This is a genomic window from Acinetobacter sp. NIOH-H-8, from assembly GCF_046635365.1.
GTDB lineage: Bacteria > Pseudomonadota > Gammaproteobacteria > Pseudomonadales > Moraxellaceae > Acinetobacter.
This window is the reverse complement of the sequence record NZ_JBHDVN010000053.1, coordinates 1-18940: the sequence shown is the minus strand read 5'-3', so window position 1 is coordinate 18940 and position 18940 is coordinate 1. Positions and strand designations below refer to the sequence as shown.

Below are 18940 nucleotides of genomic sequence, written 5' to 3'. Positions count from 1 at the left end.
AATAATTCAAGTGAATTTGTTTGAAAGAAGAACTTTAAAAGCTTTATTTTCACCCGATAAAATACCCATAAAACAAGAGGAAGCTCATTTGAGCTTCCTCTTGTGAAAAATTGTGGGACAGCAATGCCCAATTGGGTGCTTTTTTATTACGGTTATTTAAGTTGCAGGTTTTCTAAATAATGCATCAATACCGAACTGGCTGCCTGTTCAAGCGCGGGCGCATAGCGTTGATGATCCGCCCGTAAGGCGGGAATATTGATCTGAGCTTTGCGTAACTCACAGGTATGTCCAATCAGCCATTTCTCTAAACTTTCACTGGCCACTTCAGCATGGAATTGTAGTGCTAGAATATTCTGTCCTACCTGAAAAGCCTGATTTGGATAAAGGTCAGAGCTGGCCAGTAATTCTACCTGTTCAGGTAGGTCAAATGTATCACCATGCCAATGCAGCACTTCAATATCTTCGAGAGCTTTTAGTGGATTATTTTCAATAGAGGCAAGCTTAAGTTTAGACCAGCCAATTTCTTTGCTATGTCCTGCATAGACTTTGGCCCCAAGTGCATGAGCAATGAGTTGAGCACCCAGACAAATACCTAAAGTGGGTAAATGCTTTTCTAAACGTACTTTAAGTAAGTCTATTTCTTGTTGTAAGAAAGGGTAGTCCTCCGTTTCATAAACACCAATTGGACCCCCTAAAATAATTGTCAGACCTGTATATTCATAAGCTTTACGCAGGTCATCAATACCGGCTTCAAAATAGCGAACACGTAATCCCAGCTGATAAAACACATCTTCCCAGGCACCTAGGTCTTCAAAAGCCAGATGTTGAATGGCATATATGGTATCGGGGAAGTGTTCAAGGTTCAGCATAGCGATCAGGTCTAAATGGAAAATATTTATTTAACGTTATTCTGCAAAAAAATAGAAGTCTTTTTAATCCGGTGATTTAGCCTTAGGGAGGTGAATAATCCGAATCGACAATTCTCTGTAAGCCTATGCCTCAGCTTTGTATCAATATGCAGCGATATTTTCCTTTTCTATAAGAAAGGCGTTAGAGTAGAAAGCAGTGGATAATCATAAGAGGCAGGATAAAAAATGCACAATATCTGCTTATATGTCGATAAAAAACGTATCAGTCCTTATGCCATGTCAGTTTATGTGGCTTTAAAAGAGAAAGGGCTTAACTTTCAGGAAAAATTGATTGATCTAGATCTGCTGGAACAGCAATCTTCAGCTTATCGTAAAATTTGTCCGAGTGGCAAAGTCCCTTGCCTGATCATTGATGATTTTCATTTATTTGAATCTTGGGCGATTACTGAATACTTGGAAGATGCTTTTCCGGCACCGGATTATCCTGCTTTATATCCCGCAGAGATGAAAGCCAGAGCAAAATGCCGCGCCGTTCAGGCTTTGATTAAAACTGATTTTTCCTCTATCCGGCAGGATATGCCTTCAACTTCGATCTTTGTTTCACCTAAAAGGCCTTTAATCGCATCCGCTGAAACCATGCAGGATATTCAGCGCTTACTGGCAATCACAGAAACTTTACTTGAAAATTTGTGGCTCACTGAACAATGGTCAATTGCAGACTTTGATTTAGCCTTTATGCTGCATCGTCTGCTTAGTCATGATGTTGAACTTCCCGAAAAAACTCAGGCTTATATCCAGCGTAATTTTCAGCGATCTTCAGTGCAGTCCTGGATTTTGGAAAATGAAAAATTGAAGACTCATTCTGAGTTCTGATTCTATGTCCGGTAGAGAGGTAAATTTAATAATTTAAGTACTAAGTTTGCTTAATGAATAGACATGGATATTTTAAAAGAGAGACACGTTATACAAAAAATTGCTTAAATATCAGCAGCGCAGGCGTAGTATAGAAAGTATAGGTAATAAGAAGTAGCTAAAACTTAGAATCAGATTCAAATGAAAAGGAGTATACGGTGGGTGGATCACATCATCATGATCATAGTCATGTAGAAGTTAGTGCGAAGAATGCTAAAAAACTGTCCATCGCCTTAGCTCTGACGACAGCCTTTTTAATTGTAGAAGTTATTGCCGGTTTTATGACTCAGAGTCTGGCCTTGCTTTCTGATGCGGCGCATATGTTTACCGATGCTGCTGCATTGGCGATTGCACTGGCTGCGATTAAGATCGGACAAAAACCCGCAGATGATAAACGTACCTTTGGCTACCAGCGATTTGAAATTCTGGCAGCTTTGTTTAATGCGATTATGCTATTTCTGGTAGCAATGTATATCCTGTTTGAAGCTTACCAGCGCCTCAGCCATGCTCCTGAAATTGAAAGTCTGGGCATGTTGATTGTCGCTATACTCGGACTAGTCATTAACCTGACCTCCATGAAAATTCTAGTTTCTAGCAGTCAGGAAAGCTTGAATATTAAAGGAGCTTATCTGGAAGTACTGAGTGATGCACTAGGTTCGGTGGGTGTTATTATTGGTGCAATCATCATCTATTTCAGCGGCTGGATGTGGATTGATACCGTGATTGCGGTCATGATCGGATTTTGGGTCATTCCACGGACATGGATTTTGTTGAAACAGAGCATCAATATTCTGCTAGAAGGGGTTCCCGATGAAATCGATATTGAAAAACTGCGCCATGACCTACTGGCGCTAGACGGTGTTGAAGATATTCATCAGCTAAAAGTCTGGGCGATTACTTCCAAGAAAGTCATGCTGACCGTGCATCTGGTTGCGCCAGACGTTGACTATAAAAAGTTGCATCAGGAGGCGTTTGAGATGTTGCACCATGAACATCACATTACCGAGATGACATTGCAAATTGAAGCAGAAGATTGTCCCCCGGAACAGCATCGGCAATCAGCCCACTCGCATGAGCATCCTAGGCATAAAGAAAGCCATCAACATAAAGTTTGAGGAATCTTGGTATCAAACTTAATGTATTTTTAAACTTCGATCTTTTAATTTTAGTCTTTCAATAATGACACAATTACATCTTTATAACTGGGTGGTGCTTTCACGTAATCGCGCTCTCGCAACATCTGATGCATTTTGGGCAGATTTTGATGTGGAACAGAGGCCATTAAATGATGTTCAATATGATAATTCACATGAATCGGTGCAACGAAAGCCCGGGCGAGCCAACCTGCGCGTGTGGTACGGGTATTAGTCAGTGCAGAATGGCTGGTTTCCAGGCCTGCATGTTCAGCCATCGCCCGGATACGGATAAAGAGTGGGAAAGGGGTGATATAAGCTAGGGGCCATAATAGGTAAAGTTTCGGATGACCGCTGGCCCAAAGTACAGAAAATAGGGCAGCATTGGAAATCAGCATGCCTGAGCTATTTTTTAACAGATTCTTTGCCAGTTCCAAGTTGCTGCGATGACCACGAGGAATCGGTTTTGGATCATTGGAAACACTCCATTCCAGAAGTTCTAAATCCATCAAGACACGACCAGCCAGAAATTTCAGGCCGGATTGACCATTTAGATCTCTAAAGAATTTTCTGAATAATGATTGTTTAGTAATTGGAAAGTTTTTCACCAGACCTAAATCTGGATCATCAGATTGAGAGGTACGGGCATGATGTTTCAAATGATAAGGACGATATTTGCCGACCTTATTCCAGATTGGACGAGCGCACAACCAGTCAGTGAAGTGTGTGTTTAGCCACTTGGTTTTAAACAGGCTGTGATGTGAAGCGTCGTGCATCAAAATGGCCATAGCGAGTTGGCGGCCCGCCAGAATGGCTAATGCTAGAGCGCACATCAAGATTGCTCCCCAGACCGGTAAATATTCCCAGCTATAAGCGACTGTGCCAAAGGTCAAAACAATCACAGCCCAAGTTGAGCCCACTGCCAGAGCACCCTGTAAGTCGGATGGAGTAGTCAGCTCTCTGATTTCTTCACGGCTAAATAGCTCTGTGACACTCACTTTATTGTTCATTATTCTGCCTTGATCTACTTCTTGTATTTCTTGTCACTATATTTGAATTAAAATATTACAGTCAATTTATTTTTGTGAGTGTATGGGAAATAAATTATACACCTTGCTGCTGAAAATATTGCTGCCATAACTGCTGGCCTTGTTCTTCCATACGCCGTACAGCCAGTTCAAATTTTTGTCGGGCTGGAGCATCTAGCCACTCTTCAGGCAATAATGGATCTGCACGCAGACTAAATACGGCAGATTTCGCCAGATAAAAGGCAGTTTTAGCTGATTCAGCCAAGGATAAATATTCATGACTTTCAAACCACTGCTCAATTTCCTGACTAATATTTAAATAGGTTTGATGGAGGCCATGAATATCCCAAAGTGCAGATACATGAGTATGCTGATCGATCTCGCTAACCTGAAAAAATCGTGCCCCTTGATCCAGACCAAACTTGACGGCTGCTGATTTAAGCTCGTTCAAACTGAGTTGCAAATTGTCCGGGCGGATAAACACGTTCTGTTCCAGTTCCTGAAATCCATAATAACGCAGGGCTTTTTCCCGTTTAGATAAGGCTGTACGATCTACCCGTCCCAACGCACCGGTATAAACCAGAATGTATTTGCCATCCCAAGCCGTAGCGGTCTGCATATTGGGATGTTTGTTTAGGCTAATAAAAGAAGTATCAAATTTTTTTTCTATTAACTGATAAATGCCGCGCTCTACTGACTGAATGATCTGATCCTGATTAAGGCGTGCGACCGCAACCCGCAAGCTGTTGTCAGAGATTCCTAATAAATCTGCTGCACATAACATCTGTTTGATGCTAACAGTAGAATTATGTGAGGCATAGAGCAGGTCTAGCACCAGATGTCGGGCATTTAGTTTATAAGTCATGAAACTAGATCGTGATTAGAAAATAAGAAATTGGAAACTTTTTGTACAATAGCATTTTGAATAGGAAGAACCAAAGAGGAATACGACTAAAGTGTTTGTATATTCAGGCAATTAATTTTAATTAAAGACAACGTATATGGATAAAAATGACTAGATAAGGTCTTGGTTTTCTACTGAGGCACTGTATTTTACAGTCAATAAGCTGGTCTAAGCAGCAAGTTAACGAAAAAGATGTGAATCTGTTTTTTTATCTCTTTATTTTTGATTATTTTTAATCCCAGCTCCCTAGGGAACTGGGATTACCTAAAAAATTAAAGTGAAGTGTTAGTTATAACTGCTTCAAAATTGGGTATATGAATAAGAACAAGATTTCTTATTCACACGAATTACCTTACATATTCGGGTAGTTCGGACCACCGCCACCTTCCGGTGTTACCCAGGTGATATTCTGAGATGGATCTTTGATGTCACAGGTCTTGCAGTGTACACAGTTCGCTGCATTGATCTGGAAGCGTTTCGAACCGTCATCATTTTCCATGATTTCATATACACCCGCCGGGCAGTAGCGCTGAGCTGGCTCATCCCATTTTGGCAGGTTCACATCCACCGGAATCGAAGCATCGGTCAGTTTCAAATGTGCTGGCTGGTTTTCTTCATGTACTGTATTCGATACAAACACTGAAGACAGGCGGTCAAAAGTCAGCTTGCCATCCGGTTTTGGATAGTTCGGCTTGAAGTTCACCGCATCAACAGTTTTCAATGTCTTAAAGTCTGGCACCAGGTCATGCAGGGTAAATGGTACTTTAAACACGTTCTGGTCGATAAAGTTGAATGCACCACCCATCCATTGACCGAACTTATGCATTGCAGGGCCAAAGTTACGCGCGCTATACAGCTCTTCTTTCAACCAGCTGTTGTTGAACTTGTCTGTATACGCAGTCAATTCTTTCACGAAGAAATCTTCGCCTTCAGTTACACGTGCAACTGCCAGGTCACCGCCTTTCTCTACACCGGCCTTGATTGCTTCAAAGACTGCTTCACCGCAGAGCATGCCTGACTTCATCGCAGTATGTGAGCCTTTGATTTTGGCAAAGTTCAGGAAACCCGCATCATCACCAATCAGCGAGCCACCCGGGAAAGTGAATTTTGGTAGTGAGTTAAAACCACCTTTGGTTACGGCACGGGCACCATAAGAAATACGCTTACCGCCTTCCAGATACTGTTTGATCAGAGGATGGGTTTTCCAGCGCTGCATTTCCATAAATGGATACATGTGTGGGTTTTCATAAGAAAGGTCCACGATCATGCCCAGGGTCACCTGGTTATTTTCAGCATGGTATAACCACCAGCCACCTGAAGAACCGGTTTCATTGAGTGGCCAGCCAGCACCATGCATGACCAGACCCGGTTTGTGCTTGGCAGGATCAATTTCCCATAGTTCTTTAATGCCGATACCGTAATGCTGGGGATCTGCATCTTTGTCCAGGTTGAATTTCTGGATCAGGCGTTTACCTAAGTGGCCACGGCAGCCTTCAGCAAAAATCGTGTATTTCGCGTGCAGCTCGTAACCTGGAGTGAAGTTATGCGTTGGTTCGCCATCTTTACCAATGCCCATGTCACCCGTCTGGATACCTTTGACTGAACCATCTTCATGGTAAAGGATTTCAGAGGCAGCAAAGCCTGGGAAGATCGATACTTCCAGCTCTTCGGCTTTCTGGCCTAACCAGCGCACCACGTTGCCCAGAGAGATGACATAGTTGCCATCATTGTGCATGGTTTTCGGTACCATCCAGTGTGGGGCTTCTTGTGATTTTTCATCTGAAAGAAGGAAGAAAGTTTTGTCTTCTGTGACAGGAATGTTGAGAGGCGCACCTTCTTCTTTCCAGTTCGGGAACAGTTCGTTCATGGCACGTGGTTCAAGCACAGCACCCGAAAGAATATGTGCACCGACTTCGGAGCCTTTTTCTACGACACAAACGGACAGATCATTTAAATTGTTTTCAATTGCAAGTTGACGGATCTTGATTGCAGCAGACAGGCCGGCAGGACCCGCACCTACGATCACAACGTCAAACTCCATCGATTCTCTAGAAATATCTTCCATAATAAGAAATCCTGTTTCGCTTAGCGGTATTTTACCACAGTGAAAAAGTTTTTAAATAGAAAGTTGGGAATTGATTATGAAAAAAGCCTCCTAGGAGGCTTTTTCTAAAACTGATTAAGATTTTTGAGGATCGTAGAGTTTTTCTTTGATGAACAGTGCAGGGAGCAGACCACAGATAAAGTATGCAGCACCCATCACCAGGAAGCCTAAACCGATTGAACCACCTGTAGCCAGATAACCAATGGTTGCTGGGGCAATTGCCGCACCTAAACGACCGACGTTATATGCACCACCAATTGCTGTACCACGTACGTTGGTTGGGAAGCTTTCAGTCATATAAGTCGCATTCACACCATATGGAATACCGTATAGGAAACCGAAGATCACTAATAAGTATAGAATGTTGTCTGGTGAATTATAGAATACGATCAATGGCAGGAAGATCGCTGTACCAATTGCACCGAAGGCATAAGTAAAACGACGTCCGAATTTATCAGCCATTAAGCCTGCAAGGATTTTACCGAGGATCATCGCGGTATAGGTGCCCACCATGTAGGCAGTCATTTCCTTGAACTTCATACCCAGTTCACTTTCAAGGTATGTCGGCATCCAGTTGTTTACGCCATAGTAACCAAACTGAAGGAAACCAGCAGTTAAAGCCCATAAGATAAACATGTTACGGTTTTTCTTATCTTGGAAAATTAATTTCCAGGTCGACTCAGCAGGTTTGTCAGTCACTTCAACTTTTTTGAAGCGGTTTTCTTGCCATGCAGCTGGTTCTGGAACCATGATGTGCATCAGAATTGCCATCACGATTGGAATTGCAGCCACATAGAACAGCATGCGCCAGCCGTGATCTGGAATTAACCAACCCGCAAGCAAAGTCGCAACAATATAGCCAACTGTCCAGCCAGCCTGTAATGTACCTAAAACAGTCGTACGATATTTAGTTGGCACGTACTCAGCCATTAAAGTGTTCGATGCAATATACAAAGAACCTAAGCCAAGAGAAGCGAAGAAACGTAATGCACCAAATTGAGCAAAGCTTTGGGTAAAACCAAGACCACAAGTCAATGCTGAAAATAAAAGGATTGAGACAACGACGGTACGTACACGACCGAATTTATCACAAGCCCACCCTCCGAATATACCTCCAACTGCCATACCTGCGAGGGTAAAGCTTCCGAGCATCCCAGCTTCCACAGAGGTTAGACCAAATTCAGCTTTAATACTGTTTAAGCTGTAGGAAAGCAGCATTAAATCCGCACCATCGACCAGCAGGGCGAGGAATGCAAAGATAAATGCGATTTTCCAGGTATTTGGGCCAATTTTTGAAATTGTATTCGTTATAGCCATCATCCATTACCTATAAAAAAGGCCTGATCGCAAGGAGAGTTGATCAGGCCAAACTTGTTACTGAGTCGCCTTGCGAATCATATTGCGAGCAATAATGACTTGCTGGATCTGCGTGGTTCCTTCATAAAGACGGAATAAACGCACATCGCGGTAGAAGCGCTCAATTGCATATTCACTGATGTAGCCCGCGCCACCATGGATTTGCACACCACGGTCAGCGACACGGCCACACATTTCTGTTGCAAACATTTTTGCGCAAGATGCTTCAGTACTTACGTTTTGGCCGGCATCACGACGACGCGCTGCATCAAGCACCATGCATTTCGCTGCATAAATTTCAGCTTTAGAATCTGCCAGCATGCCTTGGATCAATTGGAAGTTGGCAATCGCCTGACCGAACTGCTTACGTTCAACGGCATATTGCAATGAATCTTCCAGCATACGGGTTGCAGCACCCACGCTCAGTGCAGCAATGTGGATACGACCTTTGTCCAGAACCTTCATCGCAGTTTTAAAGCCAACGCCTTCTACACCGCCAATCAAAGCTGATGCAGGGATACGGCAGTTTTCAAAGATCACGTCACAGGTATGTGCGCCTTTCTGGCCCATTTTCTTGTCACGTTTACCCAGTGAAATACCTGGCAATTTGCTGTCAACGATGAACGCTGAAATAGCTGCAGCACCTTTTAATTCAGGATTGGTACGCGCCATTACCGTGAACACACCCGCATGTGGGGCATTAGTAATAAAGCGCTTGGTACCATTCAAAATGTACTCATCGCCATCTTTTACAGCAGTGGTTTTAAGCGATGCTGCATCAGAACCTGAATCCGGTTCAGTCAAACAGAACGAGCCAATGATTTCACCGCTAGCCAGTTTTGGCAGGAAGTGCTGTTTCTGTTCTTCTGTGCCATCGATGATCAGGCCAGATGCGCCGATACCGTTATTCGTGCCAATCAATGAGCGGAAAGCAGGGGAAGTGCGGCCCAGTTCAAAAGCGATATAGACTTCTTCTTCCATGGTCAGGCCAAGACCGTCATATTCTTCAGGAATGGTTAAACCAAATAAGCCCAACTCTTTCATTTGTTGCACGATTTCTGCTGGAATTTCATCCGTTTCTGCAACAATTTCTTCATTTGGGATTAATACGCCTTCTACAAACTGGCGAATCATATCTACCAACTGGTCTAAGGTTTCCTGATCACGAATCATGTCCTAACTCCGTATCTAGGATTTCGTTCTGTCCACATCTTGTCCAATGTGAATAAAAACTCATCACTAAGCTAAATTTATGCGGATACTAATTAAAATTAAAACAAGGATCAATATATACGAAAGTATATTTCGCTGTGCGATATTTATGTTTTGCTTTAAAATTAGATTTAAATAATTGATTTAATGTGATTAATGCTATTTTTAAGGCGTTATAAAATATTTTTTGTTCATATTTGAATAGTTTACTTTGAACGAAATTTATGTATATTGTTAATTAAATACCGCTGTGCGAAATGAGAAGATTATGGAAAGCACTGAAATTTTAAAATTGACTGTACAGGAAGATGGCGTCGCGATTGTTCAAATCCATCGCCCGGAAGCACGTAATGCCTTGAACCTGGAATTACGTCAGCAACTCTCTGAAGCATTTCAATACCTTTCAAAATTAGATGCTGTAAAAGCCATTGTTTTGACCGGCGGTGAAAAAGTATTTGCTGCGGGTGCAGATATTAAAGATTTCACCACTGCTACTACAGCCCAAATGTATTTACGCCATACTGAACAGTACTGGCAAAGCATTACTGATTGTCCGAAACCGATTATTGCAGCAGTCAATGGCTATGCACTCGGTGGTGGCTGTGAACTGGCCATGCATGCGGACATCATCATTGCCGGTGAAAATGCCAAATTTGGCCAGCCAGAAGTGAAGCTGGGCTTGATGCCAGGTGCAGGTGGAACACAACGTTTACTGCGTGCGATTGGTAAATATCAAACCATGCTTTGGGTGTTGACCGGTAAACTGGTGAAAGCTGCTGAGGCTGAGCGTATGGGCTTGGTCTCTGAAGTCGTAGAAGATGAAAACACCATTACCCATGCGATTGAGATTGCTCAAACGATTGCGTCTTTCTCTCCAATCGCGGTTCAGCAAATTAAAGAAGTGACCAATCTTGGACAGGATCAATCTTTACAAGGTGCTTTGGCACTGGAACGTAAAGCCTTCCAGATTCTATTTGATACCAAAGACCAGAAAGAAGGCGTGAATGCCTTCTTTGAAAAACGTCCTGCACAGTACACTGGAGAATAAGATATGACCATTCAATCTATGGCGCTCATCGGTACTGGTGTAATGGGCATGGGCATTGCGCAAATCGCAGCCCAGGCAGGTCTTGAAGTCCGTTTATTTGATGCCAAAGCAGGTGCTGCAGAAGCAGGTCTAGCTAAACTAAAAACTACTTTAGAAAAGCTGCAAGCTAAAGGGAAATTCACTGAAGAAGTCCTGAATGAAACTTTGGCACGCTTTAAAATTCTAAACAGCATTGAAGAAGTGGTTGGTGTTGATCTGGTGGTTGAAGTCATCATTGAAAATCTGGACATCAAGCAAAGCCTGTTTAAACAGCTGGAGAGTATCGTATCTCCAGAAACTATTCTGGCAACCAATACCTCATCACTTTCAGTGACTGCGATTGCATCCAACCTTGAGCATCAAGGTCGCATGGCTGGATTCCATTTCTTTAATCCAGTGCCACTGATGAAAATCGTCGAAGTGATCGCTGGACTGGCTACTGATGAACAAGTCATTACAGATCTACTTGAACTGGCACAGCGTATGGGGCACTTCGGTGTTCGTACCAAAGACACACCAGGATTCATTGTCAATCATGCGGGTCGTGCCTATGGTACTGAAGCACTGAAAATCTTAGGTGAAGGGGGAGCCTCAGTTTCAGAAATCGACCGTATTTTACGTGAAGGTGCCGGTTTCCGTATGGGGCCACTAGAATTATTTGACCTGACTGCACTTGATGTTTCTCATCCAGTGATGGAATCGATTTTCAACCAGTATTATCAGGAAGATCGTTACCGTCCAAGCGCTTTAACCCGTCAAATGCTGGCTGGTAAAAAAGTCGGTCGTAAAGTCGGTGAAGGTTTCTATAAATATCAGGATGGTCAAAAGACCAATGAAGCTCCGGCTCAGATTGCACCTGAAGTAACTGGATTTAGTCCGGTCTGGATTAAAGCAGATCTTGAACAGGATGCCAGCATCTTGCGTGACTATATCCGTGAGCAAGGCCTGGTTATCGACAGTGCTGAAACTCCATCGGCGGATAGTCTGGTCCTATTGGCCACTTATGGTGAAGACACGACAACAGCTGCATTACGTTTTAACGTTGATGCGACTCGTGCAATCAGCATTGATATGCTGACTGATTTTGCCAAGCACCGCACCATCATGCCATCGATTGCAACTCAAAAAGCGTATATCGACCAAGCACATGCGCTGTTCGCTAAAAATGGTCATGGCGTATCCGTGATTGCTGAAAGTATTGGCTTTGTCGCACAGCGCGTATTGGCAATGGTCGTAAACTTGGCCTGCGATATTGCCCAGCAGCAAATCGCTACTGCTGCCGATGTTGATAAAGCGGTGAAACTCGGTCTGGGCTATCCGCATGGTCCAATTTCATGGGGTGATGTTTTAGGTGCAGAACGTATTCTGCTGATTCTGGAACGTATCTTGGCGAATACTGGTGACCAGCGTTACCGTCCAAGCCCATGGTTGCAACGCCGCGCCCGTTTAAAACTTTCTCTTCTTCACACTGCTGCAGTTTAAGGAACCAAACTCATGTTAAATGCATATATTTATGATGGATTACGTACGCCATTTGGCCGTCATGCAGGTAGCCTGGCAAAGATCCGTCCAGATGATCTAGCTGCACATGTGATTAAGGCATTAATAGAAAAGCATAATTTACCTGCCGATATTTTTGATGATGTCATTCTGGGTAATACCAACCAGGCTGGTGAAGACAGCCGTAACATCGCACGTCATGCAACGTTATTAGCAGGTCTAGATGTAAAAACACCAGCACAAACCGTGAACCGTCTTTGTGCTTCAGGTCTGGCTGCGGTGATTGATGCAGCACGTGCAATTACTTGTAATGAAGGGGATATCTTCCTTGCAGGTGGTGTCGAGTCGATGTCTCGTGCACCGTTTGTCTTTGCCAAATCTGAAACACCATTTAGCCGTGACTTCAAAGTATTTGATTCAACCATCGGTGCACGTTTCCCGAATCCTGCCATTGAAAAACAGTTTGGCAATGACACCATGCCGCAAACCGGTGATAACGTTGCGGTGGAATATGGCGTGACCCGTGAAGATGCAGACCAGTTTGCTGCAGCATCACAAGCCAAATATGAAGCTGCTAAACAGGCAGGTTTCTTCGCTGGCGAGATCGTTAGTGTCGAAGTGTCTCAGGGTCGTAAATTACCAGCAAAACTGGTCGATCAAGACGAACATCCACGTCCATCTTCTAACTTGGAAGCCTTACAAAAATTGCGTCCACTGTTTGAAGGCGGTGTAGTCACTGCAGGGAATGCTTCTGGTGTCAATGATGGTGCAGCAGCTTTAATCATTGGTTCTGAATCTGCTCAGGAAAAACTTGGCATTCAACCAGTCGTAAAAATTATTGCTTCAGCGGCGGCTGGTATTGAGCCTCGTATTATGGGTGCGGGTCCGGTTGATGCGATCAAGCTGGCACTTAAACGTGCCAACCTGACTTTGGATGACATGGACATCATTGAAATCAATGAAGCATTCGCATCTCAGGTTTTAGCTTGCTTGAAAGGTCTGGATGTTGCATTTGATGATGCTCGCGTTAACCCAAATGGCGGTGCGATTGCAGTCGGTCATCCACTCGGTGCTTCAGGCGCTCGTTTAGTGCTTAGTACTGCTCGTGAATTGCAGCGCAGCGGCAAAAAATATGCTGTGATTAGTCTGTGTATTGGTGTCGGCCAAGGCTTGGCACTAGTCATTGAACGCGTATAACAAAGGAAAAACACATGGGTGCATTAGAGGGTATTCGCGTACTGGATTTAAGTCGCGTACTTGCAGGTCCTTGGTGTGGTCAAATCCTCGCGGATTTAGGCGCTGAAGTGATTAAAGTTGAACGTCCTAAAACGGGTGATGATACCCGTATGTGGGGACCACCTTGGATGAAGAATGACCAGGGTGAAAATACGCGTGAAGCGGCGTATTACCAGTCAGCTAACCGCAATAAAATGTCGGTCGCAATTGATATTTCAACGCCTGAAGGTCAGGAATTGGTCAAAGCACTAGCTGCTGATTCAGATGTGGTCATCGAAAATTACAAAGCGGGTTCATTGAAAAAATATGGTCTGGATTATGACAGCCTGAACGCGATTAATCCGAAGCTGGTGTATTGCTCAATTACTGGCTTTGGTCAAACTGGCCCTCGTGCACCTGAACCAGGTTATGACTTCATCATCCAAGGTATGGGCGGTTTAATGTCCGTGACTGGTGAAAAAGATGACCTGCCGGGCGGCGGACCACAAAAAGTCGGTGTGGCTTTTGCTGATTTGACCACTGGTTTGTACTCAACCATTGCCATTCAGGCAGCCTTGCTGAATCGTCATGTGACTGGCCTAGGTCAGCATATTGATATGGCATTGCTGGATGTACAAGTTGCATTGCTGGCAAATCAGGGTATGAACTACCTGGCTTCAGGTAAAATCCCAGGCCGTTATGGTAATGCACATGCCAATATTGTGCCTTATCAGGTATTCCGTGCAGCCGACCAAGACTTCATTATTGCCTGTGGTAATGACAAGCAATTTGTAGCTTTAAGTGCTGCAATTGGCTTGCCGGATTTACCGCAAGACCCACGTTTTGTGACCAATGCACTGCGTATTCAGCATCGTGCAGAAATCACAGAGCTACTAGCGAAACATTTCTTGACCAATACTGCAAAGCATTGGGTACAAGCAATTCACGCAGTGAAAGTTCCGGTAGGCCTGATCAATAACCTTGAGCAAGCTTTCCAGGAACCACAAGTGCAAGCGCGTAATATGCTGGTTGAAATACCACATCCGTTAAAAGAAAAATTAACGGTGATTGGTTCACCAATTAAATTATCGCGTACACCAGTAGAATATCGGAAAGCACCACCAATGTTAGGTGAGCATACGAATGAGATTCTTTCGCGTGTCGTAGATGAAGAAAAACTGGAAACATTAAAAGCCCAAGGTATTGTTGGTTAATAAACAAGAAAACCCATAAGTCCAATAAAGAAGCAACTTAATCAAAGTTGCTTCTTTGCTATATACAAGATAATTATTTATAATTTCGCAATGCGAAACATTTATTATGAAATTGAAGGACGGTGAAGACATGTCTGATGATGTACCTGAAACCGATCAGTCGGAAGAAAAATTAATTGCGCCTTTGCGTCACGAGTTATTACATCCGATTGAAGACATGCAGGATGAAAATGACCGTCAATTTATTACAGCTTTAGCACGTGGTCTGGAGTTACTGCGTTGCTTCAGTCCAAAACATCAGCATCTGGGAAATCAGGAACTGTCGCAAATGACAGGTCTACCTAAACCGACGATTACTCGTTTAACCCATACTTTGTCCCGTTTAGGATATTTGAAGCAGGTTCCTAATTCGAGCAAGTTTCAGCTCTCAGTCGGCGTACTGTCTTTTGGTTATTCGATGCTGTCGAATTTATCCTTACGTTCAGTTGCGCATCCATTAATGAAAAATCTGGCGGACTATGCTGAGGCAGCTGTTGCGATGGCAACCCGTGACCGTCTGAATATGATTTATCTGGATGTGGTGCAGGGCAAAGGCAATGTCACCATGCGTCGTCAGGTAGGAACCCATTTGCCGATTCATTTAAGTTCAATGGGGCGTGCCTGTCTGGCTGCAATGCCAGAAGATGAGCGTGATTTTCTACTTGATGCGATTCGCCGTAAACATGCTGAAGAATGGCCACAGATCCAAAAAGATCTGGAGAAGTCATTTAAAGACTATCAGGAATATGGTTTCTGCTTTTCAATCGGTGAATGGCATAAGGATGTCAATTCGGTTGCAGTCCCTTTTGTCCATGAACAGCATGGTCTACTGGTGTTTAACTGCGGCGGTCCAAGTTTCCTCCTCAATGAAGAGAAAATCAAAAATGATATTGCACCACGTTTATTACATATGGTGAATAATATTAGAAATGAGTTGGGATAATACATTTCTCAATTGATTAATTTTAGAAAATAGTAGGTATTTCAATTAAATACCTGCTATAAAATATCTATAAAATTCATTGAAAATAATAATTCTTTTACCTGATAATAATTTATCATTATTTTACAAATACTTAATTAATTCCTCTGTGGTAATTCATGAGTGTTTTTATCACTCATAAGACCTTAATTTAAATTAAAAATAGCTTGATAACTAAAGATGATAAGGGGTATGAAAACTAAGATGAAGACAATTACAACAGCTCTTTCTTTGGCGGTAGTTGTTATAATGGTGACTGCATGTGGTGGTGCAAAATCCTCTACAACAGTGAATACACCTCCGACTAATGGCGGTACTACACCGACTACGCTTGCTTATACCTATGACAAAGCTAAATTTAATGTTGTGGATAACGCTGCGCCTACTAAACAGGTAAGGATCGAGATTGCTGATCTTGATGTTCAAAAGAATGCATATCTGCAACATTCTGTCCAAAAGATATTTAAATACATTCAGGATTATCAGAATGGTACGATCACGGCTGAAGACCTGACCAATGCGGGGATCGCAATTCAAGATCCGTCACCAACATTTTGGCTGATGCTTCAACTGAAACTGATGTAACTGGTCTGGGCGCTTATGCAAAATGGCAATCTGACAAGGGTGTATATGTTTCAGGTAATGTGCAGCTTGGTTTCGGTGATGTTGAGTTTAACCGTACTGTGACTGATGGGCTTGATTCGGTGAAAGAATCCAATAAAGCTGATCTGTTTAAATACGGTGCTTATGCTGAACTGGGTTATGACTTCTTCGCTGACCGTCTGACTGTTTCACCATACATGGCTTTAAGCTATAACGCTGCAAAACTGGATGCGGTTAAAGAAGATACTGTTATTGGTCTGACTGTAAGTGATGTAGATGTGGCTGAAACTAAAGCGCATGTGAGTGTGCGTTTTGACTATGAGCTAAACCAGAATCTTTACCTGACTGGTTATGGTGAGTATGCCAATGCCTTTGATCGTGATAATGGCATGGTCACAATCTCGTCCAATGTAGATAATACAATCCAGTATGGTTATCAGGCTCCGCCCTTTGACAAGGATTACTTCTTATATGGTGTCGGTTTGAACTATACCAGTGGCAGTAAATGGAACTGGTTTGGCGAGTTGACAGGTAATGCATCTAAATCAAGCGATTACCTGATTCAGTTAGGCTTGAAATACCACTTCTAAGTCCTGAAATGAAAAAGCCCTCTTAAGATAGAGGGCTTTTTTTAATTACTGAATTATGATTTTTCAATAATCAGGTGTAGCTTTCACGGATCATGCTGATGGTTTTACAGGGGGTATTTAGTAGATCATTATGGACTTTATTTCTGAAAGTCCTTAATTTCTTTACTCATACTGCAAATTGCAATTTAAGGCTCTTACGTTCCATGCATGATCTGTCTATGTAATAAAAAATAACCGCAGAAAAAGTCTTGAAAACTTTTCTTAAAACTTTATGAAAAATAATGCTTAGGTTAAGATGAACCATCATTTGTAAAAGCATTCTAGAAGACCTATGCAACCATTTGTTCTATATAACTCAGAGCAACGTAAAAAAGTAGAATTTGTGCCTCGTAAAGAAGGTCAGATTGATCTGTATGTCTGTGGGATGACGGTCTATGACTACTGTCATATTGGACATGCACGCACGGTGGTTGCATTTGACTATATTATCCGCTTCCTGCGTAGCCAGGGCTGGAAAGTAAAATACGTACGCAATATCACCGACATTGACGACAAGATTATTAAACGTGCCAATGAAAATGGGGAAAGCATTTCATCACTGACCAGCCGTTTTATTGATGCCATGAATGAAGACTTCGCCAAGCTGGGCTGTCTTGCACCGGATGAAGCACCAAAAGCCACTGATTATATCAATCAAATGCAAAACATGATTGGTACGTTGGTGGAAAAAGGGACTGCATATCCGGCAAATAATGGCGATGTCTATTTCGAAGTTGAAAAATTTGCCAAATACGGTCGTCTTTCAGGTCGTAAACTGGAAGATATGCAGGCGGGTGCTTCTGAGCGTGTCGATGTCGAAGTTGAGAAAAAACACCCATTTGACTTTGTGCTGTGGAAACATGCAAAAGAAAATGAACCTTCTTGGGCTTCACCATGGGGCAATGGTCGTCCAGGATGGCATATTGAATGTTCTGCGATGTCAACCTGCTGCCTCGGCAACCATTTTGATATTCATGGTGGTGGTGCTGACTTAAGCTTCCCTCATCATGAAAACGAGATTGCACAATCTGAAGCAGCGACAGGTGAACAGTATGTGAACTACTGGATGCACGCCGGCTTCATCAATGTCGATGGTGAAAAGATGTCGAAGTCTTTGGGTAACTTCTTCACTATCCGTGATGTGATTGAAAAATTCCATCCAGAAGTAGTGCGTTACTTTATCGTATCTTCACACTACCGTAGCCCGGTGAACTATTCTGATGTAGCCTTAAAAGAAGCGAAAAATACGCTGATGCGTTTCTATCATTCTTTTAAAGCTTATCAGGCAGTATATGGCGAACAGCTGGTTGATACGTTAGATCAAGACTTTGTTGAGCGTTTTAATACGGCAATGCGAGATGACTTCAATACGCCAGAAGCCATTGCTGTATTATTTGAACTGAATAAAGAGCTGAACCGTGCGGTAAAAGACCAGAATCAGGAACAGGCTGCTGTTTATTATTCTACTCTGCGCCATCTCACCAATATTCTGGGTCTGGTACAGCACAATGTCGATGAATTCCTGAAGTCTGATATTGGTCAGGAAGCTTTAGGCTTGTCTGAAGAGCAGATTGAAGATCTCATCCAGCAACGTAAAGATGCCAAAAAAGAGAAAAACTTTGCTCGTGCCGATGAAATCCGCCAGTCTTTATTAGACCAAGGGGTGGTGCTGGAAGATACCCGTCAAGGAACTGTATGGCGTCGTGCCGATTAATTCGACAGTTGAATCAATAGAGAGTTGACAGTTAGCAGAAACTCTCTATAATTCACTCCCATATTGCGGGAATAGCTCAGTTGGTAGAGCACAACCTTGCCAAGGTTGGGGTCGCGAGTTCGAGTCTCGTTTCCCGCTCCAAAATTCAAAAAACCCTGATCGAAAGATTAGGGTTTTTTATTGCCTAATCAAAATATAAAAATAAATTCTTTATTAGGGTGTGTTGACACTTTTAGCTTAAAAAAATAGCGAAGTAGTAAAATCAAATCGCCAAACCCAATTTTACTATTTGCTATGCCTCGTACCATGCTAACAGATCAACACTGGCAAAAGTTGAAAGTTATTCTGCGTAATTTATCCATTCACCACAACTCAAATTTACGCAATTTTATTGAAGCTATTCTCTATAGAATTAGGACAGGTTGTCCGTGGCGAGATA

At 42.8% G+C, this 18940-nt stretch carries 17 protein-coding genes and 1 tRNA gene; 12 read left to right on the top strand and 6 right to left on the bottom strand.

Translation table 11 applies throughout. The features are described from left to right. Window positions 1-152: 152 nt before the first annotated feature. A complete protein-coding gene (locus ACEWB7_RS14550; protein ID WP_312318818.1) occupies window positions 153-869 on the bottom strand; it encodes a glutamine amidotransferase in 717 nt (238 codons plus the stop codon). 225 nt (window positions 870-1094) lie between these two features. Between ACEWB7_RS14550 and yfcF the strand changes: the two genes are divergently transcribed. Both yfcF and ACEWB7_RS14540 read left to right on the top strand, forming a co-directional pair. Continuing rightward, entirely contained in the window at window positions 1095-1742 is a 648-nt protein-coding gene (gene yfcF / locus ACEWB7_RS14545) for a glutathione transferase (protein ID WP_312318821.1), read from the top strand. A 197-nt stretch (window positions 1743-1939) separates the two neighbouring features. Further along, a complete protein-coding gene (locus tag ACEWB7_RS14540; protein ID WP_312318823.1) occupies window positions 1940-2896 on the top strand; it encodes a cation diffusion facilitator family transporter in 957 nt (318 codons plus the stop codon). A gap of 50 nt (window positions 2897-2946) precedes the next feature. On the opposite strand, the gene ACEWB7_RS14535 is transcribed toward ACEWB7_RS14540, so the two are convergent. From ACEWB7_RS14535 to ACEWB7_RS14515, 5 genes are all read right to left on the bottom strand, one after another. Beyond that, the gene (locus ACEWB7_RS14535; protein WP_312318826.1) at window positions 2947-3924 is read right to left on the bottom strand and encodes a fatty acid desaturase family protein; all 978 of its coding nucleotides are present in this window, start codon (window positions 3922-3924) and stop codon (window positions 2947-2949) included. Between the two features lie 94 nt (window positions 3925-4018). Continuing rightward, the gene (locus ACEWB7_RS14530; RefSeq protein WP_180018205.1) at window positions 4019-4807 is read right to left on the bottom strand and encodes a PaaX family transcriptional regulator C-terminal domain-containing protein; all 789 of its coding nucleotides are present in this window, start codon (window positions 4805-4807) and stop codon (window positions 4019-4021) included. Window positions 4808-5198: 391 nt separating this feature from the next. Then, window positions 5199-6911 (bottom strand): 4Fe-4S dicluster domain-containing protein, encoded by a 1713-nt coding sequence (locus tag ACEWB7_RS14525; protein ID WP_411580925.1) that lies wholly within the window; start codon window positions 6909-6911, stop codon window positions 5199-5201. Between the two features lie 114 nt (window positions 6912-7025). Next, window positions 7026-8267 carry an MFS transporter gene (locus ACEWB7_RS14520; protein WP_004786258.1) on the bottom strand — a complete coding sequence of 414 codons (1242 nt, stop codon included), beginning with the start codon at window positions 8265-8267 and terminating at the stop codon, window positions 7026-7028. Window positions 8268-8324: 57 nt separating this feature from the next. After that, window positions 8325-9479 (bottom strand): acyl-CoA dehydrogenase family protein, encoded by a 1155-nt coding sequence (locus tag ACEWB7_RS14515; protein WP_312318836.1) that lies wholly within the window; start codon window positions 9477-9479, stop codon window positions 8325-8327. Window positions 9480-9786: 307 nt separating this feature from the next. Between ACEWB7_RS14515 and ACEWB7_RS14510 the strand changes: the two genes are divergently transcribed. The 10 genes from ACEWB7_RS14510 to ACEWB7_RS14465 form a co-directional block, all read left to right on the top strand. Beyond that, window positions 9787-10566, top strand: a complete 780-nt coding sequence (locus tag ACEWB7_RS14510; RefSeq protein WP_004786253.1) for an enoyl-CoA hydratase — start codon at window positions 9787-9789, stop codon at window positions 10564-10566. Window positions 10567-10569: 3 nt separating this feature from the next. Further along, window positions 10570-12087 (top strand): 3-hydroxyacyl-CoA dehydrogenase, encoded by a 1518-nt coding sequence (locus ACEWB7_RS14505; RefSeq protein ID WP_312318839.1) that lies wholly within the window; start codon window positions 10570-10572, stop codon window positions 12085-12087. 12 nt (window positions 12088-12099) lie between these two features. Then, window positions 12100-13302, top strand: coding sequence for a 3-oxoadipyl-CoA thiolase (locus tag ACEWB7_RS14500; RefSeq protein WP_312318842.1), 1203 nt, complete (start codon window positions 12100-12102; stop codon window positions 13300-13302). Window positions 13303-13316: 14 nt separating this feature from the next. Continuing rightward, on the top strand, window positions 13317-14534 hold the full coding sequence (locus ACEWB7_RS14495) for a CaiB/BaiF CoA-transferase family protein (protein ID WP_312318845.1): 1218 nt from the start codon (window positions 13317-13319) through the stop codon (window positions 14532-14534). 130 nt (window positions 14535-14664) lie between these two features. Next, on the top strand, window positions 14665-15516 hold the full coding sequence (locus tag ACEWB7_RS14490; RefSeq protein ID WP_078389771.1) for an IclR family transcriptional regulator: 852 nt from the start codon (window positions 14665-14667) through the stop codon (window positions 15514-15516). 243 nt (window positions 15517-15759) lie between these two features. Beyond that, entirely contained in the window at window positions 15760-16140 is a 381-nt protein-coding gene (locus ACEWB7_RS14485; protein ID WP_125278366.1) for a hypothetical protein, read from the top strand. After that, complete coding sequence (locus ACEWB7_RS14480; protein ID WP_312318850.1) at window positions 16110-16748, top strand: autotransporter outer membrane beta-barrel domain-containing protein; 639 nt, start codon at window positions 16110-16112, stop codon at window positions 16746-16748. Before ACEWB7_RS14485 ends, ACEWB7_RS14480 begins: the two co-directional genes overlap by 31 nt. A 331-nt stretch (window positions 16749-17079) precedes the next feature. Then, entirely contained in the window at window positions 17080-18501 is a 1422-nt protein-coding gene (cysS, locus tag ACEWB7_RS14475; RefSeq protein ID WP_180075109.1) for a cysteine--tRNA ligase, read from the top strand. A 65-nt stretch (window positions 18502-18566) separates the two neighbouring features. Continuing rightward, a tRNA-Gly gene (locus ACEWB7_RS14470) sits at window positions 18567-18642 on the top strand. 153 nt (window positions 18643-18795) lie between these two features. Continuing rightward, window positions 18796-18940, top strand: a 145-nt coding sequence (locus ACEWB7_RS14465) for a transposase (RefSeq protein WP_139815788.1), incomplete at its 3' end; no start/stop codon positions are given.